The organism is Campylobacter concisus (assembly GCF_003048375.1).
In the GTDB taxonomy this organism is placed as follows: Bacteria; Campylobacterota; Campylobacteria; order Campylobacterales; family Campylobacteraceae; genus Campylobacter_A; species Campylobacter_A concisus_T.
The window spans coordinates 1373896-1390623 of the sequence record NZ_CP021642.1 but is presented as its reverse complement, the minus strand read 5'-3'; the positions used below and the strand labels follow the sequence as shown (position 1 = coordinate 1390623).

Below are 16728 nucleotides of genomic sequence, written 5' to 3'. Positions count from 1 at the left end.
TTAAAGGCAATTAGTGGCTCAAAAACTGGTCTTAATAGGGGCTTCTACAGGAGGCCCAGGTCATATAAAAAAACTATTAAAAGATATAAATTTAAATGGTGCGATGGTCGTCATCGCTCAGCATATGAACAAGATGTTTATAAACTCATTTGTCACGCAAATGGGCAGGGAGTGCAACATAAATGTTGAAATTTTAAGTGAAAAGACAAATTTAAGAGAAAATATCGTCTATATCTGTGATCAAAATTTTGAAATTTCAGCGACTTTGCCAGTTAGCGCAAAGCCACAACCTGAGATAAAAACGATATACACGCCAAATGTCGATGTGCTTTTTAACTCAGGCACGCAGATCGCCAAAAATGTAAATTTACTAGCAATCTTGCTAACTGGCATCGGCGATGATGGTGCAGCTGGGCTTGATAAGCTCTACAAAGCTGGCGCAAAATGCATAGCTGAAAACGAAGAGAGCGCCATAGTTTATGGCATGCCAAAGCGTGCTAAGGAGCTAAATCAAAATTTAAAATCGTTAAATTTAATGATGATAAGAAAAGAGCTTGAGGAGTTTTTAAATGCTTTTTAACAAAGTGGATAAACAAAGCGAAGTTTTAGAGGCAAAAGCACCAAGCGACATGGATGGATTTAACGAATTTATGAGCACTATAAAGACGCTTTGTGGGGTCGATCTAGAGCCAAAGAGGGACATCACTCTGCAAAGAGTTAGTATATTTGCCAAAAATCGCCAGATAAAAAGCTTTAAAGATCTAGTTTCGATGATAAGATTTGACACGCTACTTAGGCAAGATCTTTTAAATTTAGTCACCGTAAATGAGACATATTTTTATAGAGAGCTAGCTCAGCTAAAAGACGTGATCTACTACGCAAAAGAGCTTGGAGAGGCTAGAATTTTATGTGCGCCTTGCTCAACTGGCGATGAGGTCTATTCGCTTGCGATGCTTGCTTATGAATTTGGCCTTAAACAAAGTGATATCCAGCTAACTGGCATCGACATAAACTCAGAAGCCATACAAGCTTGTAGCGTCGGAAGCTACGGCGAGAGGAGCTTGCACAGACTAAGCGAGTTTCAAAAGGAGAGATTTTTTACAAAAAAAGATGATAAATTTTTCATCAAAAAGGAAATTTTGCCAAGGTGTGAGTTTAAAATTTTAAATGTTTTTGACGATGCGATGTTTAATCTTGGTAAATTTGACATCGTCCTTTCAAGAAATATGATGATATATTTTGATGATACATTTAGGCTAAAGTGCGTCGAAAGGCTGCACAAGCTACTTAAACCAGAGGGCAGGCTCTACGCAGGACACGCTGATCTTGTGCCATACACCCCGCTTTACACAAAGCGTTTTTCAAACGGAGCTACATATTACGAGCGTGCTTAAGGGTTAAATTTAACCCAGGCCGCTTTGCCCTTAGAAAGTTTTTATCAATTTTTGGCTAAAATCCCACAAGCTAAATTTAAGGATAAAAATGAAAGACAATCTACTTGAATTAACTCAAGATATCGCTTCAGTTGATATCGAAGATTCTATAAAAAATAGCTATCTTGACTACTCTATGAGCGTCATCGTCGGACGTGCTTTGCCTGACGCTAGAGACGGACTAAAGCCAGTTCATAGAAGAATTTTATACGCTATGGATAACCTCGGCGTTGGCAGCAGAAGTGCCTATATGAAGTCAGCTCGTATCGTCGGTGAAGTCATCGGTAAGTACCACCCACACGGTGATACAGCGGTTTATGACGCACTTGTTCGTATGGCTCAGAAATTTTCTATGCGTTATCCAGTCGTTGATGGACAAGGAAACTTTGGCTCGATTGATGGCGACAGCGCAGCTGCGATGCGCTATACCGAAGCTAGAATGACTATGCTTACTGAAGAGCTTTTAAAAGATATCGACAAAGATACGGTTGATTTTGTACCAAACTACGACGATAGAGAGGTTGAGCCAGATGTTTTGCCTAGCCGTGTGCCAAATTTATTATTAAACGGCTCAAGCGGTATTGCGGTCGGTATGGCGACAAATATCCCACCACACAGCCTTGATGAGCTAATAGACGGTCTTTTGCTACTTCTTGAAAACAAAGAGGCGACACTTGAAGAGGTGATGGAATTTATAAAAGGTCCAGACTTCCCAACTGGCGGTATCATCTTTGGTAAAAAAGGCATCATAGAGGCCTACCGCACAGGTCGTGGCAGGGTCAAACTAAGAGCCAAAACTCACATAGAAAAAAAGCCAAACAAAGACGTCATAGTAATCGACGAGCTACCATATCAAACAAACAAAGCAAGGCTTATCGAGCAGATCGCTGAGCTTGTAAAAGATAAGCAGATAGAGGGCATCAGCGAGGTTAGAGATGAGTCTGACAAGGACGGCATCCGCGTAGTCATCGAGCTAAAACGCGACGCGATGAGCGACATCGTGCTAAACAACCTATTTAAATCAACCACAATGGAGAGCACTTTTGGCGTTATTATGCTTGCTATTAATAACAAAGAGCCAAAGGTATTTAACCTTATCGAGCTACTTAAGCTATTTTTAAATCACAGAAAAACAGTTATCATTAGAAGGACGATATTTGAGCTTGAAAAAGCGCGCGCAAGAGCCCACATCTTAGAGGGTCTAAAGATCGCACTTGATAACATCGACGAGGTTATTGAGCTTATTAGAAATAGTGCTGATACGGCGGTTGCTAGAGAAGGCTTGATGAGTAAATTTAATCTCTCAGAGCTTCAAGCAAACGCTATCCTTGATATGCGTCTAAGCAAGCTTACAGGCCTAGAGAGAGAAAAACTAGAGGCCGAGCTAGCTGAGCTTATGGCTGAGATCGCAAGACTTGATGAAATTTTAAAAAGCGAGACATTGCTTGAAAATTTGATCAAAGAAGAGCTTCTTGAGATCAAAAATAAATTTAAAGTACCAAGAGTTACTGAGATCGTTGATGACTACGATGATATCGACATCGAAGATCTTATACCAAATGAAAATATGGTAGTAACCATAACTCACCGCGGCTACATCAAGCGTGTGCCAAGCAAGCAGTACGAGAAGCAAAAACGCGGTGGCAAGGGCAAAGTAGCGGTTACGACATACGATGATGACTTTATAGAGAGCTTCTTTACTTCAAATACCCACGACACGCTTATGTTTGTGACTGACCGCGGACAGCTATACTGGCTAAAAGTCTATAAAATCCCAGAGGGAAGCCGCACAGCAAAGGGCAAAGCGGTTGTAAATTTGATCCAGTTGCAGCCTGATGAGAAGATCAAGGCGATCATCCCAACGACTGACTTTGACGAGAGCAAATCGCTAGCATTCTTCACTAAAAATGGCATCGTAAAACGCACAAATTTAAGTGAGTTTAAAAACATCCGCTCAGTTGGCGTAAGAGCGATCAGCCTTGATGAGAACGACGAGCTAGTAACTGCACTCATCGCTCAAACATACGATGATATGCCAGTAACTGACCCTGAAAATGAGCTAAGCGTTGAGACTGAGGTGCTTGAAGTTGAAGAGCTTCAAAATGAGATCGATGAAGACAATGCAAATGCCGAAGAGGACGCAAACTCAGGCGATGAGACAATGCTGTTTGTCGTTACTAAAAAGGGTATGTGTCTTAAATTTAAGATCAGCAAAGTTCGTCAAATGGGAAGAACTGCACGCGGCGTAACTGGCATTAAATTTAAAGAGCCAGGCGATGAGGTCGTAGGCGCAGCAGTCATCGAAAGCAACGATCAAGAAATTTTAAGCATATCTCAAAAAGGTATTGGCAAGCGAACAACCGCTGATGAGTACCGCTTGACAAACCGCGGCGGCAAAGGCGTCATCTGCATGAAGCTAACAAGTAGAACAGGCGATCTAGTGGGCGTTGTGATGGTTGATGAAGAGCAAGATCTTATGGCTCTAACATCAAGCGGCAAGATGATAAGAGTAGATATGCAAAGCATCCGCAAAGCAGGACGTAACACAAGCGGCGTGATCGTCGTAAATGTAGATGGCGATGATGTTGTAAGTATCGCAAGATGCCCTAAGGCAGATGATGGCGAAGATGAGGATGAAGCACCAAGCGAAGATATGGGGCTTTTGGAATAAATTTTGCTATTAAATTTTAAATAAAAGCATAAAAAAGGTTGTTTATGAAGGTTAAAATTTTATCTTTTGCTTTGATGGTTGCTATTTTTGGCGGTTGCTCATTTAATGGCTTTATGGGCGAGCCAACTAGCACATCAAACCGCAACGTAGTCATCCAAAAGGTCGATAAAGACGATCTTAGAGAGGTGATGAAAAAAGAGAAGATGATATATGATAGCGCTCCAAGAGAGACCACTTTTAGAGCCACAGGCGAGGGCATAGCTCCGCTAAATTCGCTCTCATACGCTCAGTCAGTCACTCTTGCAAAAAGAGCGGCGATGGCTGATGCTTATTCTCAGCTTGCAGGCAAGCTTTACGGCGTAAAGATCAACGCTGAAGACACCGTAAGAGATGCGATGCTAAACGACTCATCTATCACTTCAAAGGTTCAAGGTCTTGTCAAAAACGCAAGGATCGTGAATGAAAATTTCAAAGACGGGCTTTATAAGGTAAATATGGAGCTTAAGATAGACGAAGATAAGTGGCGAGAAGTCTTTTCTTACTAACGATACTTTTAAATTTCGCCTTTTGCCTAGAGGAGTTTATCTTCTGGGCGAAGGTCGATACGAAAAATCAAATAGTTGCCTTTGAGGAAATTTCATTTTCAAAAGCGATGACTCTCTCGCCAAATCCAAAACCAAAATTTCTTTGCCAGATAGATGCTTTTAAAGATGAAAATACCACAACTCTTGGCTTTTTAAATTTACACAAAGATGAAATTTTTGACTGCTTTGCCTTAAAAAAAGTGATGATAAAAAATGAGCTAAATGTCAAAAACTCACAGGTCACAAATGCTTCAAATTTGAAAATTTTGCCAGTTAGATTTATGGTGGAATTTAAGCCAAAATCCGCTATCATCGGCACACTTCAATAAAAAAGAGATCAAATGAATATCGTCATAGTAGAAGATGACATCAATATGCGAAAGTCGCTTGAGATCGCACTTGGCGAGTATGAAGAGCTAAACATCAAGAGTTACAAGAGCGCAGTTGAAGCTCTAAAAAAACTAAGCGACGACACTGATCTAATCATCACCGACATAAACATGCCTAAGATGGACGGACTTGAGTTCATTAAAGAGCTAAACGGCAAATTTGACGTCATCATAATGACTGGAAACGCCACACTTAATAAGGCGATCGAGAGCGTTAGACTTGGCGTGAAGGACTTTTTAACAAAGCCATTTGACGTCTCAACGCTATATGAAGCGATAAAAAGAGTAGAGGCGCTAAAGCAAAAGACTCCAAAAAACATAAAAAAAGTTGAAACTAAAAGCGAAAATAACGGCTTTTTAGCCACTTCAAAGGCGCTTGAAGCGACGCTAAATATCGCGCTAAAAGCTGCAAGAACTGACGCTTCTGTCATGCTTAGTGGCGAAAGCGGCGTTGGCAAGGAGGTCTTTGCTAAATTTATCCACGCAAACTCACCAAGGAAAGATGCGGCATTTATCGCTTTAAATATGGCTGCGATCCCTGAAAATTTGATAGAAAGTGAGCTTTTTGGCTTTGAAAAAGGCGCATTTACCGACGCAGCTACTACCAAAAAAGGGCAGTTTGAGCTGGCAAATGGTGGGACGCTATTTTTAGATGAGATCGGCGAGATGCCTATAAATTTACAGCCAAAATTGCTTCGTGCTTTGCAGGAGCGCGAGATAACAAGGCTTGGCGCTACAAAGAGCGAAAAGATAGACGTTCGCATCATCTGCGCTACAAATGCAAATTTAGAGCTTGCGATGAAAGAGGGCAGGTTTAGAGAGGACCTTTTCTACCGCCTAAACACGATCCCGCTTTTCATTCCGCCACTTCGCGAGCGAAAGGATGAAATTTTACCTATCGCGCAGGATGCTTTGGACAAATGCTGCAAAGAGTATGGCTTTGAGGCTAAAAATTTCTCAAAAGCAGCCAAAGAGGAGCTTTTGGGCTACGACTACCCAGGCAACATAAGGGAGCTCATCTCAGTCGTGCAGCGTGCAGCGATACTAAGCGAGGGTGATGAAATTTTGCCAAAAGATCTATTTTTGCAAGCAAGAAGTAAAAAATAGGTAAAAATTTAAGTTTTTGGCTAGTAAAATTATGCAAATTAAGAAAATTAAAAGAAACCAAGGAGAGCAGATGAGAAAATTTAACGTAGCGGTCGTTGGTGCTACTGGAGCGGTCGGCGAAGAGCTTTTTAGAGTTATGGAGGAGGTTGATTTCCCAGTTGGTGAGCTTTTGCCACTTGCAAGTGCAAAGAGCGTTGGCATGGAGATCGAATTTAAGGGCAAACATTACAAAGTAAAAGAGCTAACCGAGAAAGTTTTTAGCGAGCACGAGATCGATATCGCATTTTTTAGTGCAGGTGGATCAGTTTCAGAGAAATTTGCCAAATTTGCAGCCGATAGTGGCGCAGTAGTCATCGATAATACTAGCCATTTTAGGATGGATAAAGATATCCCGCTAGTCGTGCCTGAGTGCAATCCAAGTGACATTGCTATGTGGAAAAACCGCGGCATCATCGCAAATCCAAACTGCTCAACCATCCAAATGGTGCAAATTTTAAAGCCACTAAACGACGCTTTTGGTATCAACAGGGTTGATGTTTCTACCTATCAAGCAGCAAGCGGCGCTGGCAAAGAGGGCATGGAAGAGCTTGTCGTACAGATGCAAAAGTTTTTTGAATTTAAGCTTGATGAGTGCGAGCCAAAGGTCTTTGCACACCGCCTAGCGCTAAACGTGATCCCGCATATCGACGTCTTTTTGGATAACGACTACACAAAAGAAGAGATGAAAATGGTCAATGAAACGCAAAAGATCCTTCACAAAGATATCGAAGTGAGCGCTACTTGCGTGCGTGTGCCAGTGCTTAGAAGCCACTCTGAGGCGATCACTATCCATTTTGACAAAGATGTGAGCGCAGATGCGGCAAGAGAGGTTTTAAGCAAAGCTCCAAGCGTTGTCGTAGTCGATAATCCAGCTAAAAAAGAGTATCCGATGCCTACTATCTCAAGCGATACAAACGAGACTTATGTTGGCAGGATCAGGGTTGATAACTTTAGAGCAAATGTGCTTCACCTTTGGTGCAGTGCCGATCAGATCCGCGTGGGAGCTGCGACAAATGCCGTCAGGATCGCACAAAAATGGACCACGATGCATGAGTAGTTTGCACTAAAATTAATTGTGATTTTGCACCTAAAATTTAAGGAAAAAACTATAAAATACCCCCTTTTTAAATTTCATAAAAAGGGTTTTTATTGCGTAAAATATTTGAGAGAATTTTGCTTGCAAGCAACAGTTTCACGCTTTTTCCGGTAGTCTTTGGACTTTTAGGTGCGATCGTGCTTTTTATCATCGCAAGTTATGATGTCGGCAAGGTGCTTTTAGAGGTTTATAAATATTTCTTTGTTGCAGATTTTCATGTTGAAAATTTTCACTCAGAGGTCGTTGGCGAGATAGTTGGAGCGATCGATCTATACTTGATGGCGCTTGTTCTTTATATATTTAGCTTCGGAATTTACGAGCTTTTCATCTCAGAGATCACACAGCTAAAGCAGTCAAAGCAGAGCAAGGTGCTTGAAGTGCATTCGCTTGATGAGCTAAAAGACAAGCTTGGCAAAGTGATCGTCATGGTCCTCATTGTAAATTTCTTCCAAAGAGTGCTTCATGCAAGCTTTACAACTCCGCTTGAGATGGCCTATCTTGCGGCTTCTATCCTAGCGCTTTGCCTTGGACTTTACTTCCTTCACAAGGGAGATCACTAAAATTTTAAGCGTTTTTACGCTTAAAATTTCTCCTACATCTTTTCTTTAGCTATTTTTGGATAATATCCATTTAAAAATTTAAAGGAAATTTGATGATTTTTATAGACGCTTGCCTTAAAAAACCGACCCCATATACGCCTGTTTGGATGATGCGCCAAGCTGGTAGATATCTGCCAGAGTATATGGCTGTAAGAGCCAAAGCAGGGGACTTTTTGTCACTTTGCAAAGACTATAAAAAGGCTAGCGAGGTCACGCTTCAGCCAGTTGAAATCCTAGGCGTTGATGCGGCTATTTTGTTTAGCGACATTCTAGTTGTGCCACTTGAAATGGGCATGGATCTGCGCTTTGAAAAGGGCGAGGGACCAGTTTTTTCAAAGCCTTTGCGTGATGAGGCTGCACTTGATGCGCTTAGTATCGAAAGATCAGTTAAAAGCTTAGCATACGTCTATGACACGATCAAGCTTACAAGAGAAAATTTGGCTAAAGATAAGGCGCTCATTGGCTTTTGTGGTGCGCCGTGGACGATAGCTACATATATGATAGAGGGTGGTGGCAGCAAAAACTATGCGGTCTGCAAAAAAATGCTCTATCAAAATCCAGAATTTTTACATCAAATTTTAGAAAAAGTGACGCAAGCGCTCATCCTTTACGTCAAAGAGCAGATAAAAGCAGGCGTAAATGCCGTGCAAATTTTTGATAGCTGGGCGGCTGCGCTTGAAGAGCAGGCATATTTTGAGTTTGGATTTAACTACATAAACAAAATAGTTGATAGCGTAAAGGCTGAATTTCCAGAGATCCCAGTCATAGTTTTTCCAAAAGGTATAAGCGGCTATTTAGATAAAATTTCAGGCAAATTTGATGTTTTTGGCGTTGATTGGAGCACGCCGATCGAGCTAGCAAAAGAAAAACTTAGCCCAAGATATGTCCTTCAGGGCAATATGGAGCCAACAAGGCTTTATAGCAAAAAGGCGATAGATGAAGGCATTGAGAAAATTTTAAGCACGATGAAAGGTGCGCCTCATATTTTCAATCTTGGGCATGGAATTTTGCCTGATGTGCCAGTTGAGAATGCAAAATATTTTATAAAACAGGTGCAGACAAAAAGTGCAAGGTAATAAGCCTTGCATCGTCTTTGGACCGATAAATTCTCGCCGTTTTGGCATGAGTCTAGGCATCGATCTAAGCCCTAAACAAAAATCATGTAATTTTGACTGTGTTTATTGCGAACTAAAGGGCGCAAAGCCGGTTGAAGAGATAGAAAATCCACCAAGCATTGATGAGATCATAAGCACTTTAAAAGAAGCTTTAAAAGCTCATCAAAACATCGATGTCATCACGCTTACAGCAAATGGCGAGCCAACTCTTTATCCGCACTTAAAAGAGCTGATAGTAAAAGTAAATGAGCTAAAAGGCAGGGCAAAAACTCTAATCCTAAGCAACGGCTCAGGCGCGAGAGATCAAAAAATTTGTGAAGCCTTGCAAGGGCTTGATATAGTTAAATTTAGCCTTGATAGCGCCGTGCAAAGCACATTTAAAAAGATAGACCGCAACAAAAGTGGCATAGAAGTAAATGAACTTATAAAAGCAATGGCTAAATTTCGCAAGGAATTTAATGGCGAGCTTGTGCTTGAAATTTTGGTCGTGGCTGGATTTAACGACAAAGAAGAGGAATTTATAGCGCTTAATGAGGCTATAAACGAGATAGTCCCGCACCGAGTGGATGTGGGTACGATAGATCGCCCGCCAGCTTACAATGTAAAAGGCGTTGATGCTAGTAGGCTTGAAGAGCTTGCAAGCAAGATAAAAGGCGTGCCAGTCACCATAACTAGGGCTCACAAGATAGAGCAAAAGTATGAATTTAACAAGAGTGAAATTTTAGCTATGCTAGAGCGCCGTCCGCAAACTATGGCAAATGTCGAAGAAAATTTCTCAGAGCACTCAAAGCAAATTTTAAACAGCCTTTTGCAAGACGGCGCGGTTTATCAAACTGACGTTGCCGGCGTTAAATTTTATAAATTAAGATGATATGAAGCGAATTTTAACTATACAAGACATCTCGTGCGTGGGCAAATGCTCGCTCACAGTTGCACTTCCCATAATCAGCGCCCAAGGCATCGAGGCGTGCATCTTGCCAACGGCACTGCTCTCAACTCACACTGGCTTTAAAAATTTCACTTTTCGTGATTTGACTGATGAATTTGACGCTATAACGCAGGTTTGGCACAAAGAGGGCATCAGCTTTGATGGAATTTACACTGGATTTTTAGGTAGTTTTAGACAGCTTGAGCTTATAGAGAAGGTCTTTGCTGAATTTGATAGTGGCTCTTTACTAAGGCTTGTGGATCCTTGCATGGGCGATAATGGCAAGCTCTATCACGGCTTTGATGAGAAATTTGTGGCAAAGATGAGAGAGCTTTGCGCAAAGGCACACGTCATCACGCCAAACATAACTGAGGCAAGTTTTATGTGCGAAAAGCCATTTTTAAGCGAGGGATACGGCGAGGATTACATTTTGGAGTTGCTTGAGGGCTTGGCTAGTTTTGGCGTGCAAAAGATCGTTTTAAAGGGCATTAGGTTTAGGCAAAATGAGTGTGGTATCATAGCTTACGATGCAAAAACGAAAGAAAAAGTGGAGTATTTTCACGAGTATTTGCCCTTTCACGCAAGCGGCACTGGAGATATCTTCGCTTCAGTGCTTTTTGGCTCGCTGATAAATGGTGAAAGCATGCAAAATGCTATCAAAAAGGCAGCAAATTTTGTGCTTGAGAGCATCAAGATCACGCTACAAGATAATAATCGCACGTGGTATGGTGTGCAGTTTGAAAAATTGCTTAAAAATTTTTAGCACTTTAGCGTAAAGAGTGATTTAAATTTGTGTCATTATGACCTCGTAAAGTGACATAGTTAAAACAAAATTTCAGATTTATTTAAATTAATTTTACTTTTATATAAAAAGTTGAATAATTACGCAAATATTGATCAAGGAGTGATTTATGAAGTCTTTAAGGATTAAAATTTCTGTTATTTTGACAGCTGTGATCGTGCTACTACTAATCGGCGTTAGCCTCATTAGTTACAACATAGCTCGCAACCTATATACAGAAAAAGTTGTGAAAGATGAGCTACCACTAGCTGTCTCTAACGTTGCAGGTGAGATCGGCTATGCCATAGACAAGATCATCAACACCTCTTATCAGATGACTAAAAACGACTATCTTCTCAAGTGGATCGACGAAGGCGAGCCAAAAGACGGATTGGCGACGCTTTTTAACTACAACACCGACCTTATGAAGGCATTTAACCTCTCAACGGCGATGTTTGTCTCTGATAAAACTCTAAACTACTACACAAACGACAAAATTTTAAAGCAGCTTAGCAAGGACAATCCACGTGATAGCTGGTACTTTGACGTTAAAAATGGCAAAGAGGTAAATTCTCTAAACATCCAAGTCTCAGAAGCTACTGGCTCGCTAACACTTTATGTAAATAGCAAGGTTGAAAAAGACGGCAAATTTTATGGCGTCAGCGCGATAGGCATGAACCTTGATGACATCGTAAATTTAGTCACTTCAAAAACCATGGGCGAGGGCAGTAAATTCTTAATGGTTGATTCAAGTGGCATCGTAAAGATAGAAAAGAGCGACAGGGTCGGCAAAGTAAATGTAAAAGATGTCCTTGGCAAAGAGAAATTTGATGTCTTGATGAATAAAAATGGCGGCGTCATCCGTCACTTTAACGGCACGAGAAATTTGATAATTGGCTCAAAATATATCCCAAGCCTTGATTGGTACCTATTTGGCGAGATGGACGAGGATGTGCTTTTAAAAGATTTGCATACGCTATTTTACTCAGCTATCGGCGTTATCTTAGCAGCGATCATCATCTCTGTGATAGTTTCACTTCTAATGTCGTCTTACCTCCTAAAAATCATCCTCAAACTAAAAACAGGCCTGCTATCTTTCTTTGATCTACTAAATCACAAGACAAACAAAGCCCAACCTATAGAGATAACATCTAAAGATGAATTTGGCCAAATGGCAGATTTAATAAACAAAAACACAAAGGCCATTGAAGATGGTATGAAAGATCAAAGTATCTTCATCCAAAAAGCCAACACCTTTGTAAATGAGATAAAAGATGGCAACTATGAAGCAAGCTTAGAAGCTGATACTAATAACCCAGCTCTAAATCAACTAAAAAGCACATTTAAAGATCTACAACTTGCTCTTAAAAGTGCAATATCAAGTAATGGTAAAGATGTACTTGATCTACTAAACACTTATAAAAACCAAGACTTTACAAAAAGACTTGATGATGATGGTAAGATAGCAAGTGGTATAAACTCTCTAGGCATTGAAATATCTAAAATGCTAAATGACAATCTAAACCAAGCTCAAGTACTTGAAGAAAAAGCTAAACTTCTAGCTAGCTCAGTATCAAAAGTAGCAAGCTCAGCAAACACTCAAGCAAATAGCTTACAAGAATCAGCAGCTGCAGTTGAGCAAATGTCTAGCTCAATGAATGCCATCTCTCAAAAGACAGCTGATGTTATAAGACAAAGTGATGAAATTAAAAACATCATAACTATCATTAGAGATATAGCAGATCAAACTAACCTTCTAGCTCTTAATGCTGCAATTGAAGCAGCTAGAGCTGGAGAGCATGGCAGAGGATTTGCAGTTGTTGCTGATGAAGTAAGAAAGCTAGCTGAGAGAACTCAAAAATCACTTGGTGAGATAGAAGCAAATACAAATGTATTAGCTCAATCAATAAATGAGATGAGTGAATCAATTAAAGAGCAAAGTGAAGGCATAAATATGATAAATCAATCAGTTGCTCAAATAGATAATCTAACAAAAGAAAATGTTGTAATTGCCAACCAAGCAAACGAAGTAACATCAGAAGTAGATGAGATGGCTAAAGCTATTGTTGAGGATGTTAGGAAGAAGAGGTTTTAACTTCTTTCTTTAGAGTTTTAACAAAATCAAATTTGTTTAATGAAAAACTACTCAGGCAATTTGCTTGAGTGGTTTTAAATATATAATTTATTAGAAAAATGGCTAAAATTTTTAGTTATTTAAGCTATTTTTAAATGATTGCTAACTATAATACGACTTCTTTTAAGTGTTCCGGATTAGCTCAGCGGTAGAGTAGGTGACTGTTAATCACTTGGTCGCTGGTTCGAACCCAGCATCCGGAGCCATTCTTCTTTAAAAATCATTTTAAAAACCTGATTTTAACTATGTTTCAAGAACTTTAAGTTTTCTTATTTTTTGCATTTTTCATTTTTATTTCCCCTTAGTTTTATTGCTATTTCAAAGTATATTGTTCTGTTTTGCTGTCAAAACATGATTATATGTTCGGCTTTTGGCGAAGTTAAAATAATTTCTTCATTCATCCTAGCTTCATTTTAGGCTTTTATAATGCGCTCATCCAAACGAAAGTTGGAAATCAAAAATAAAAGGATCAAAAATGAAAAATGTATTAGGTGCAGCAGTTTTAGTAGCAGTTTTAGGAGCGACAGGCTTGCAAGCAGCCATCACATCAAAAGAGGCTTTAAACATAGCTGAGAAAAACTTCCCAGGCTCAAGCGTCAAAGATATCGAGATGAACGTCAAAAAGGGCGTGACTTTTTACAAGATAGAGTCATTTAAAGATGGTGTCAAACAAGAGATCAAGATCGATGCTAACAGCGGTCAGATCGTTAAAGTAGAGAATAAAAATAAAAAACATATCATGCCGATCGAAGCGGTAGATTTTTCAAAATTTGCTCTTAGCATCGATGAGGCTGTGGCTAAAGCTCAAGCGCTTGATGCTGGCTGGAGCTTTGATGAGGCAGAGCTTGATAATAAAAATGGTGCTTGGATATACAAAGTAGAGCTTAAGCGCGACAGGAGCGAGAAAAAAGTGATCATAAACGCTCAAACAGGCGAGATAATAGGCAATTATACAAAGTGATCTAGCGCCCTTTTTGGGCGTTAAATTTTGTAAGGGTGAAAAAGATGAGTGAAAATTTAGATCAAAATTTAAACGAGAAAGTTAGCGAGCAGGGTTTAGAGAAAAATTTGAATAAAAATTTTAGCCAAAGCGCGAGAGAAAATTTAAGTAAAAATGCCGAGGCTGGTGCTAATAAAAATAGTTATGAAAATTTAGAGAAGAGCGAGCAAAGCCCTGAAAATTTAGATAAAAATTTAAGCCAATCAGCTCCGAAATACAAAGCTCAAAATTTCTTTAAAAAAACGCTTGAGCTTTCGCTTCAAGGTGTAGCGGATGTGCTCGTCTATGCTGGCAAGGCTGGAGTGTGGCTTTCAAACGCTTCAAGCCGCCTAAAAGACGAGGCACAAAGGGCAGAGCTATCAAAGATAAATGAAGAGCAGGCCAAATTTGAAGGGCTAGATCACATCTTGCCAGAAAAAGTTAAAGAGCTCATTTTAGAGCGCCTAAAAGTAGAGTCAAACGAGGTGGAGTTTTCTCCGATCTATCTAGCTAAAAAACAAAGTTTTGGCACGCTTGGAGCGGAGTATTTTTATGATGCAAGGGCTAAATTTAACGGCTTTTTATATGATTTTAAGATAGGCGCAGCAAATGGCGAAATTTTAAATCTAAAAATAAAAAGCCAAATTTGATAAAATAGCTGGCAAAACCAAGTGAGGCAGGTAAGGCAGGGATGAAAATTTTAGTCGTCGAGGACGAAATGGACCTAAATAGCGTCATTACAAGGCACCTAAAGAAAAACGGATATAGCGTCGATAGCGCGTTTAACGGCGAGGAGGCGATGGACTTTACCGCCGTCGCGCACTACGATCTCATCGTGCTTGATCTTATGATGCCGGTGATGGACGGACTTACATTTTTGCAAAGATCGCGCGCCGCAAAGCTAGCGACCCCTGTGCTGATACTAACGGCAAAAGACGATGTGGACGACGTTGTAAAGGGGCTTGACGCGGGCGCGGATGACTACCTAGTTAAGCCATTTGACTTTAAGGAGCTGCTAGCCAGGGTGCGCACGCTCATTCGCCGAAATAGCGGCAACGTGGCTAGTGAAATTTGCGCAGGCGAGCTAAAGATCGACCTTTCTAAAAAGTCAGTCGAATTTAGCGGCGAGCGGGTCGATCTCACCGGCAAAGAGTATGAAATTTTAGAGTTTTTGATGCTAAATAAGGGCAGAATTCTAACTCGCGACCAGATCAAAGAGCACGTCTGGGACTTTGACTACACGGGCGGCTCAAACGTCATCGACGTGCTTATAAAAAACATAAGAAAAAAGCTTGGCGAGCGCGAGGTGATCCAGACTAAAAGAGGGCTTGGCTATGTTGTTAAGGATTAAGCAAGCGCTTGCAAACATCCCTATAACGGCGCGCGTAACGCTTTGGTACTCGTTTTTTATCATCGTTATCGTGACGGCTCTCATTGCCATCTCGGCGGTCGTGGCGGATGAGGTTTTTGAGGACGTGAGCCAAAAAAAGTTAGCCAAATCAGTCACCAAAATAGCCAATGATATGGATGAGTTTGAGCCATACGATGATGGGATATTTTTTATAAAATATAACGCAAAAGGCGATGTGATCGGCGGTCTAGCGCCAAAACACTTTCAAATTTCACTTAAAATGAATAGCGGTGCAGTGCGCCTTTTTGAAAACGGCGAAAACCGCTTTTACTACTACGATATCGCAGCTAAAGGCAAAGGGGTCTGGGTCAGAGGCGTGATAAATGCGGAGAAATTTTTCAAAAAAGAGGGGTTATTTTTACTAGCGCTGGGCGTTTTTGTGCCAGTTTTGTTTCTCTTTGTGCTTTACGGCGGCTACAAAACGATAAAAAATGCGATGAAACCAGTCGCTACGATGTCTAAAACTGCGCTTGAGATAGGCAGCAGCCGGGACTTTTCAAAGCGCATAGACCTGCCTGCTGGCAAAGACGAGCTGCACGCGCTTGCAAGCGTTTTTAACCAGATGCTCGACTCCCTCGAAAAAGTCTATCAAAGCGAGAAACAGCTCACCTCAGACGTCTCGCACGAGCTACGAACACCACTATCTGTCATCATGGCTGAGAGCGACTACGCTAAAAACTACTCACAAAATTTGGGCGAGGCCAAGGAGTCGCTGGAGGTCATCTCTAGGCAGTCAAGAAAGATAACCTCGCTGATAGATCAAATTTTGGAGCTTTCAAGGCTAGAAGCTGGTAGAAATTTGGAGCTAAAAGATATAAATTTAAGCTCTATCTTGCAAAATTTAGCTACCGACTATGAAAAGCTAGCAAATGCAAAAGGGTTAAAATTTAGCTGCGTTGTATCGCCAGATGTCCAAATTTTAGGCAATGAGCTGATGGTATCAAGGCTGGTGGATAACTTTTTAAGCAACGCACTAAAATTTGCAGGAGCTAAGATCGAGCTAAATTTAACCCTCACAAAAACGCACGCACTTTTGTCTGTAAAAGATGATGGCGTCGGCATCTCTAAAAAAGATATCGAGCTAATCTGGAATAAATTTTATCAGGTTGAAAGCTCAAGAAACAAAAGCCAAAACAGAGGCAGTGGTCTTGGTCTTGCCATCGCTGCAAATATCGCTAAAATGCACGGTGCAAAGCTTGGCGTAAAAAGCGAAGCTGGAGCTGGGAGCGAATTTTGGGCTGAATTTGAGCTTGTAAATTTAAAAGAAGCGTAAATTTAGTCAAAATATTAGTTTTTACATTTTTATTTAAAATTCTTAACAAACACGGCATTTGGCGGATTTAAATGAAAAGGATTGATACTTACGGAAAGTTAAAATGGTGGTTAGAGGCAGAATCGAACTGCCGACACGCAGATTTTCAGTCTGCTGCTCTACCGACTGAGCTATCCAACCACCTTGATA

At 40.6% G+C, this 16728-nt stretch carries 16 protein-coding genes, 2 tRNA genes and 1 pseudogene; 18 read left to right on the top strand and 1 reads right to left on the bottom strand.

Features of this window, described 5'->3' with window-relative positions; translation table 11 throughout:
* Nucleotides 1-13 precede the first annotated feature (13 nt).
* From CCS77_RS06920 to CCS77_RS06840, 18 genes and pseudogenes are all read left to right on the top strand, one after another.
* Entirely contained in the window at nt 14-580 is a 567-nt protein-coding gene (locus tag CCS77_RS06920) for a CheB methylesterase domain-containing protein (RefSeq protein WP_021092891.1), read from the top strand.
* Entirely contained in the window at nt 570-1394 is an 825-nt protein-coding gene (locus CCS77_RS06915; RefSeq protein WP_107916961.1) for a CheR family methyltransferase, read from the top strand. Before CCS77_RS06920 ends, CCS77_RS06915 begins: the two co-directional genes overlap by 11 nt.
* Nucleotides 1395-1482: 88 nt before the next feature.
* Entirely contained in the window at nt 1483-4104 is a 2622-nt protein-coding gene (gene gyrA, locus CCS77_RS06910) for a DNA gyrase subunit A (protein ID WP_107916960.1), read from the top strand.
* A 44-nt stretch (nt 4105-4148) separates the two neighbouring features.
* Nucleotides 4149-4649 carry an LPP20 family lipoprotein gene (locus tag CCS77_RS06905; RefSeq protein WP_087582583.1) on the top strand — a complete coding sequence of 167 codons (501 nt, stop codon included), beginning with the start codon at nt 4149-4151 and terminating at the stop codon, nt 4647-4649.
* Nucleotides 4625-5017, top strand: coding sequence for a hypothetical protein (locus tag CCS77_RS06900; protein ID WP_107916959.1), 393 nt, complete (start codon nt 4625-4627; stop codon nt 5015-5017). Before CCS77_RS06905 ends, CCS77_RS06900 begins: the two co-directional genes overlap by 25 nt.
* A gap of 12 nt (nt 5018-5029) precedes the next feature.
* A complete protein-coding gene (locus CCS77_RS06895; protein WP_103580733.1) occupies nt 5030-6184 on the top strand; it encodes a sigma-54-dependent transcriptional regulator in 1155 nt (384 codons plus the stop codon).
* A gap of 70 nt (nt 6185-6254) precedes the next feature.
* Nucleotides 6255-7280 carry an aspartate-semialdehyde dehydrogenase gene (locus tag CCS77_RS06890; protein WP_107916958.1) on the top strand — a complete coding sequence of 342 codons (1026 nt, stop codon included), beginning with the start codon at nt 6255-6257 and terminating at the stop codon, nt 7278-7280.
* A gap of 92 nt (nt 7281-7372) precedes the next feature.
* Nucleotides 7373-7879, top strand: coding sequence for a YqhA family protein (locus tag CCS77_RS06885; protein ID WP_107916957.1), 507 nt, complete (start codon nt 7373-7375; stop codon nt 7877-7879).
* 92 nt (nt 7880-7971) lie between these two features.
* The gene (gene hemE / locus CCS77_RS06880) at nt 7972-8994 is read left to right on the top strand and encodes a uroporphyrinogen decarboxylase (RefSeq protein WP_107916956.1); all 1023 of its coding nucleotides are present in this window, start codon (nt 7972-7974) and stop codon (nt 8992-8994) included.
* Between the two features lie 46 nt (nt 8995-9040).
* The gene (locus CCS77_RS06875; RefSeq protein ID WP_107917307.1) at nt 9041-9904 is read left to right on the top strand and encodes a radical SAM protein; all 864 of its coding nucleotides are present in this window, start codon (nt 9041-9043) and stop codon (nt 9902-9904) included.
* Between the two features lies 1 nt (nt 9905).
* Nucleotides 9906-10724 (top strand): pyridoxamine kinase, encoded by an 819-nt coding sequence (locus CCS77_RS06870; protein ID WP_107916955.1) that lies wholly within the window; start codon nt 9906-9908, stop codon nt 10722-10724.
* Nucleotides 10725-10872: 148 nt separating this feature from the next.
* Nucleotides 10873-11667, top strand: a pseudogene (locus CCS77_RS10885) (cache domain-containing protein); the annotation flags it as partial.
* Between the two features lie 15 nt (nt 11668-11682).
* Nucleotides 11683-12837 (top strand): methyl-accepting chemotaxis protein, encoded by a 1155-nt coding sequence (locus CCS77_RS10880; protein ID WP_430516334.1) that lies wholly within the window; start codon nt 11683-11685, stop codon nt 12835-12837.
* A 170-nt stretch (nt 12838-13007) separates the two neighbouring features.
* Nucleotides 13008-13082 (top strand) — tRNA-Asn (locus CCS77_RS06860).
* Nucleotides 13083-13351: 269 nt separating this feature from the next.
* Nucleotides 13352-13837, top strand: a complete 486-nt coding sequence (locus CCS77_RS06855) for a PepSY domain-containing protein (RefSeq protein WP_107916953.1) — start codon at nt 13352-13354, stop codon at nt 13835-13837.
* Nucleotides 13838-13881: 44 nt separating this feature from the next.
* Nucleotides 13882-14505 (top strand): hypothetical protein, encoded by a 624-nt coding sequence (locus CCS77_RS06850; protein ID WP_107916952.1) that lies wholly within the window; start codon nt 13882-13884, stop codon nt 14503-14505.
* Between the two features lie 41 nt (nt 14506-14546).
* A complete protein-coding gene (locus tag CCS77_RS06845; protein ID WP_107916951.1) occupies nt 14547-15206 on the top strand; it encodes a response regulator transcription factor in 660 nt (219 codons plus the stop codon).
* Nucleotides 15190-16539, top strand: a complete 1350-nt coding sequence (locus CCS77_RS06840) for a sensor histidine kinase (protein WP_107916950.1) — start codon at nt 15190-15192, stop codon at nt 16537-16539. Before CCS77_RS06845 ends, CCS77_RS06840 begins: the two co-directional genes overlap by 17 nt.
* Before the next feature lie 104 nt (nt 16540-16643).
* Here the strand turns inward: CCS77_RS06840 and CCS77_RS06835 are convergent.
* Nucleotides 16644-16719: transfer RNA gene (locus CCS77_RS06835), tRNA-Phe, on the bottom strand.
* Nucleotides 16720-16728 lie beyond the last annotated feature (9 nt).

Excerpts from the sequence above, each read along its gene's own strand:
- CCS77_RS06915 (WP_107916961.1), top strand. The coding sequence starts at position 570 with ATGCTTTTTAACAAAGTGGATAAACAAAGCGAAGTTTTAGAGGCAAAA.
- gyrA (WP_107916960.1), top strand. The coding sequence starts at position 1,483 with ATGAAAGACAATCTACTTGAATTAACTCAAGATATCGCTTCAGTTGAT.
- CCS77_RS06905 (WP_087582583.1), top strand. The coding sequence starts at position 4,149 with ATGAAGGTTAAAATTTTATCTTTTGCTTTGATGGTTGCTATTTTTGGC.
- CCS77_RS06895 (WP_103580733.1), top strand. The coding sequence starts at position 5,030 with ATGAATATCGTCATAGTAGAAGATGACATCAATATGCGAAAGTCGCTT.
- CCS77_RS06890 (WP_107916958.1), top strand. The coding sequence starts at position 6,255 with ATGAGAAAATTTAACGTAGCGGTCGTTGGTGCTACTGGAGCGGTCGGC.
- hemE (WP_107916956.1), top strand. The coding sequence starts at position 7,972 with ATGATTTTTATAGACGCTTGCCTTAAAAAACCGACCCCATATACGCCT.
- CCS77_RS06875 (WP_107917307.1), top strand. The coding sequence starts at position 9,041 with ATGAGTCTAGGCATCGATCTAAGCCCTAAACAAAAATCATGTAATTTT.
- CCS77_RS06870 (WP_107916955.1), top strand. The coding sequence starts at position 9,906 with ATGAAGCGAATTTTAACTATACAAGACATCTCGTGCGTGGGCAAATGC.
- CCS77_RS10880 (WP_430516334.1), top strand. The coding sequence starts at position 11,683 with ATGGACGAGGATGTGCTTTTAAAAGATTTGCATACGCTATTTTACTCA.
- CCS77_RS06855 (WP_107916953.1), top strand. The coding sequence starts at position 13,352 with ATGAAAAATGTATTAGGTGCAGCAGTTTTAGTAGCAGTTTTAGGAGCG.
- CCS77_RS06850 (WP_107916952.1), top strand. The coding sequence starts at position 13,882 with ATGAGTGAAAATTTAGATCAAAATTTAAACGAGAAAGTTAGCGAGCAG.
- CCS77_RS06845 (WP_107916951.1), top strand. The coding sequence starts at position 14,547 with ATGAAAATTTTAGTCGTCGAGGACGAAATGGACCTAAATAGCGTCATT.
- CCS77_RS06840 (WP_107916950.1), top strand. The coding sequence starts at position 15,190 with ATGTTGTTAAGGATTAAGCAAGCGCTTGCAAACATCCCTATAACGGCG.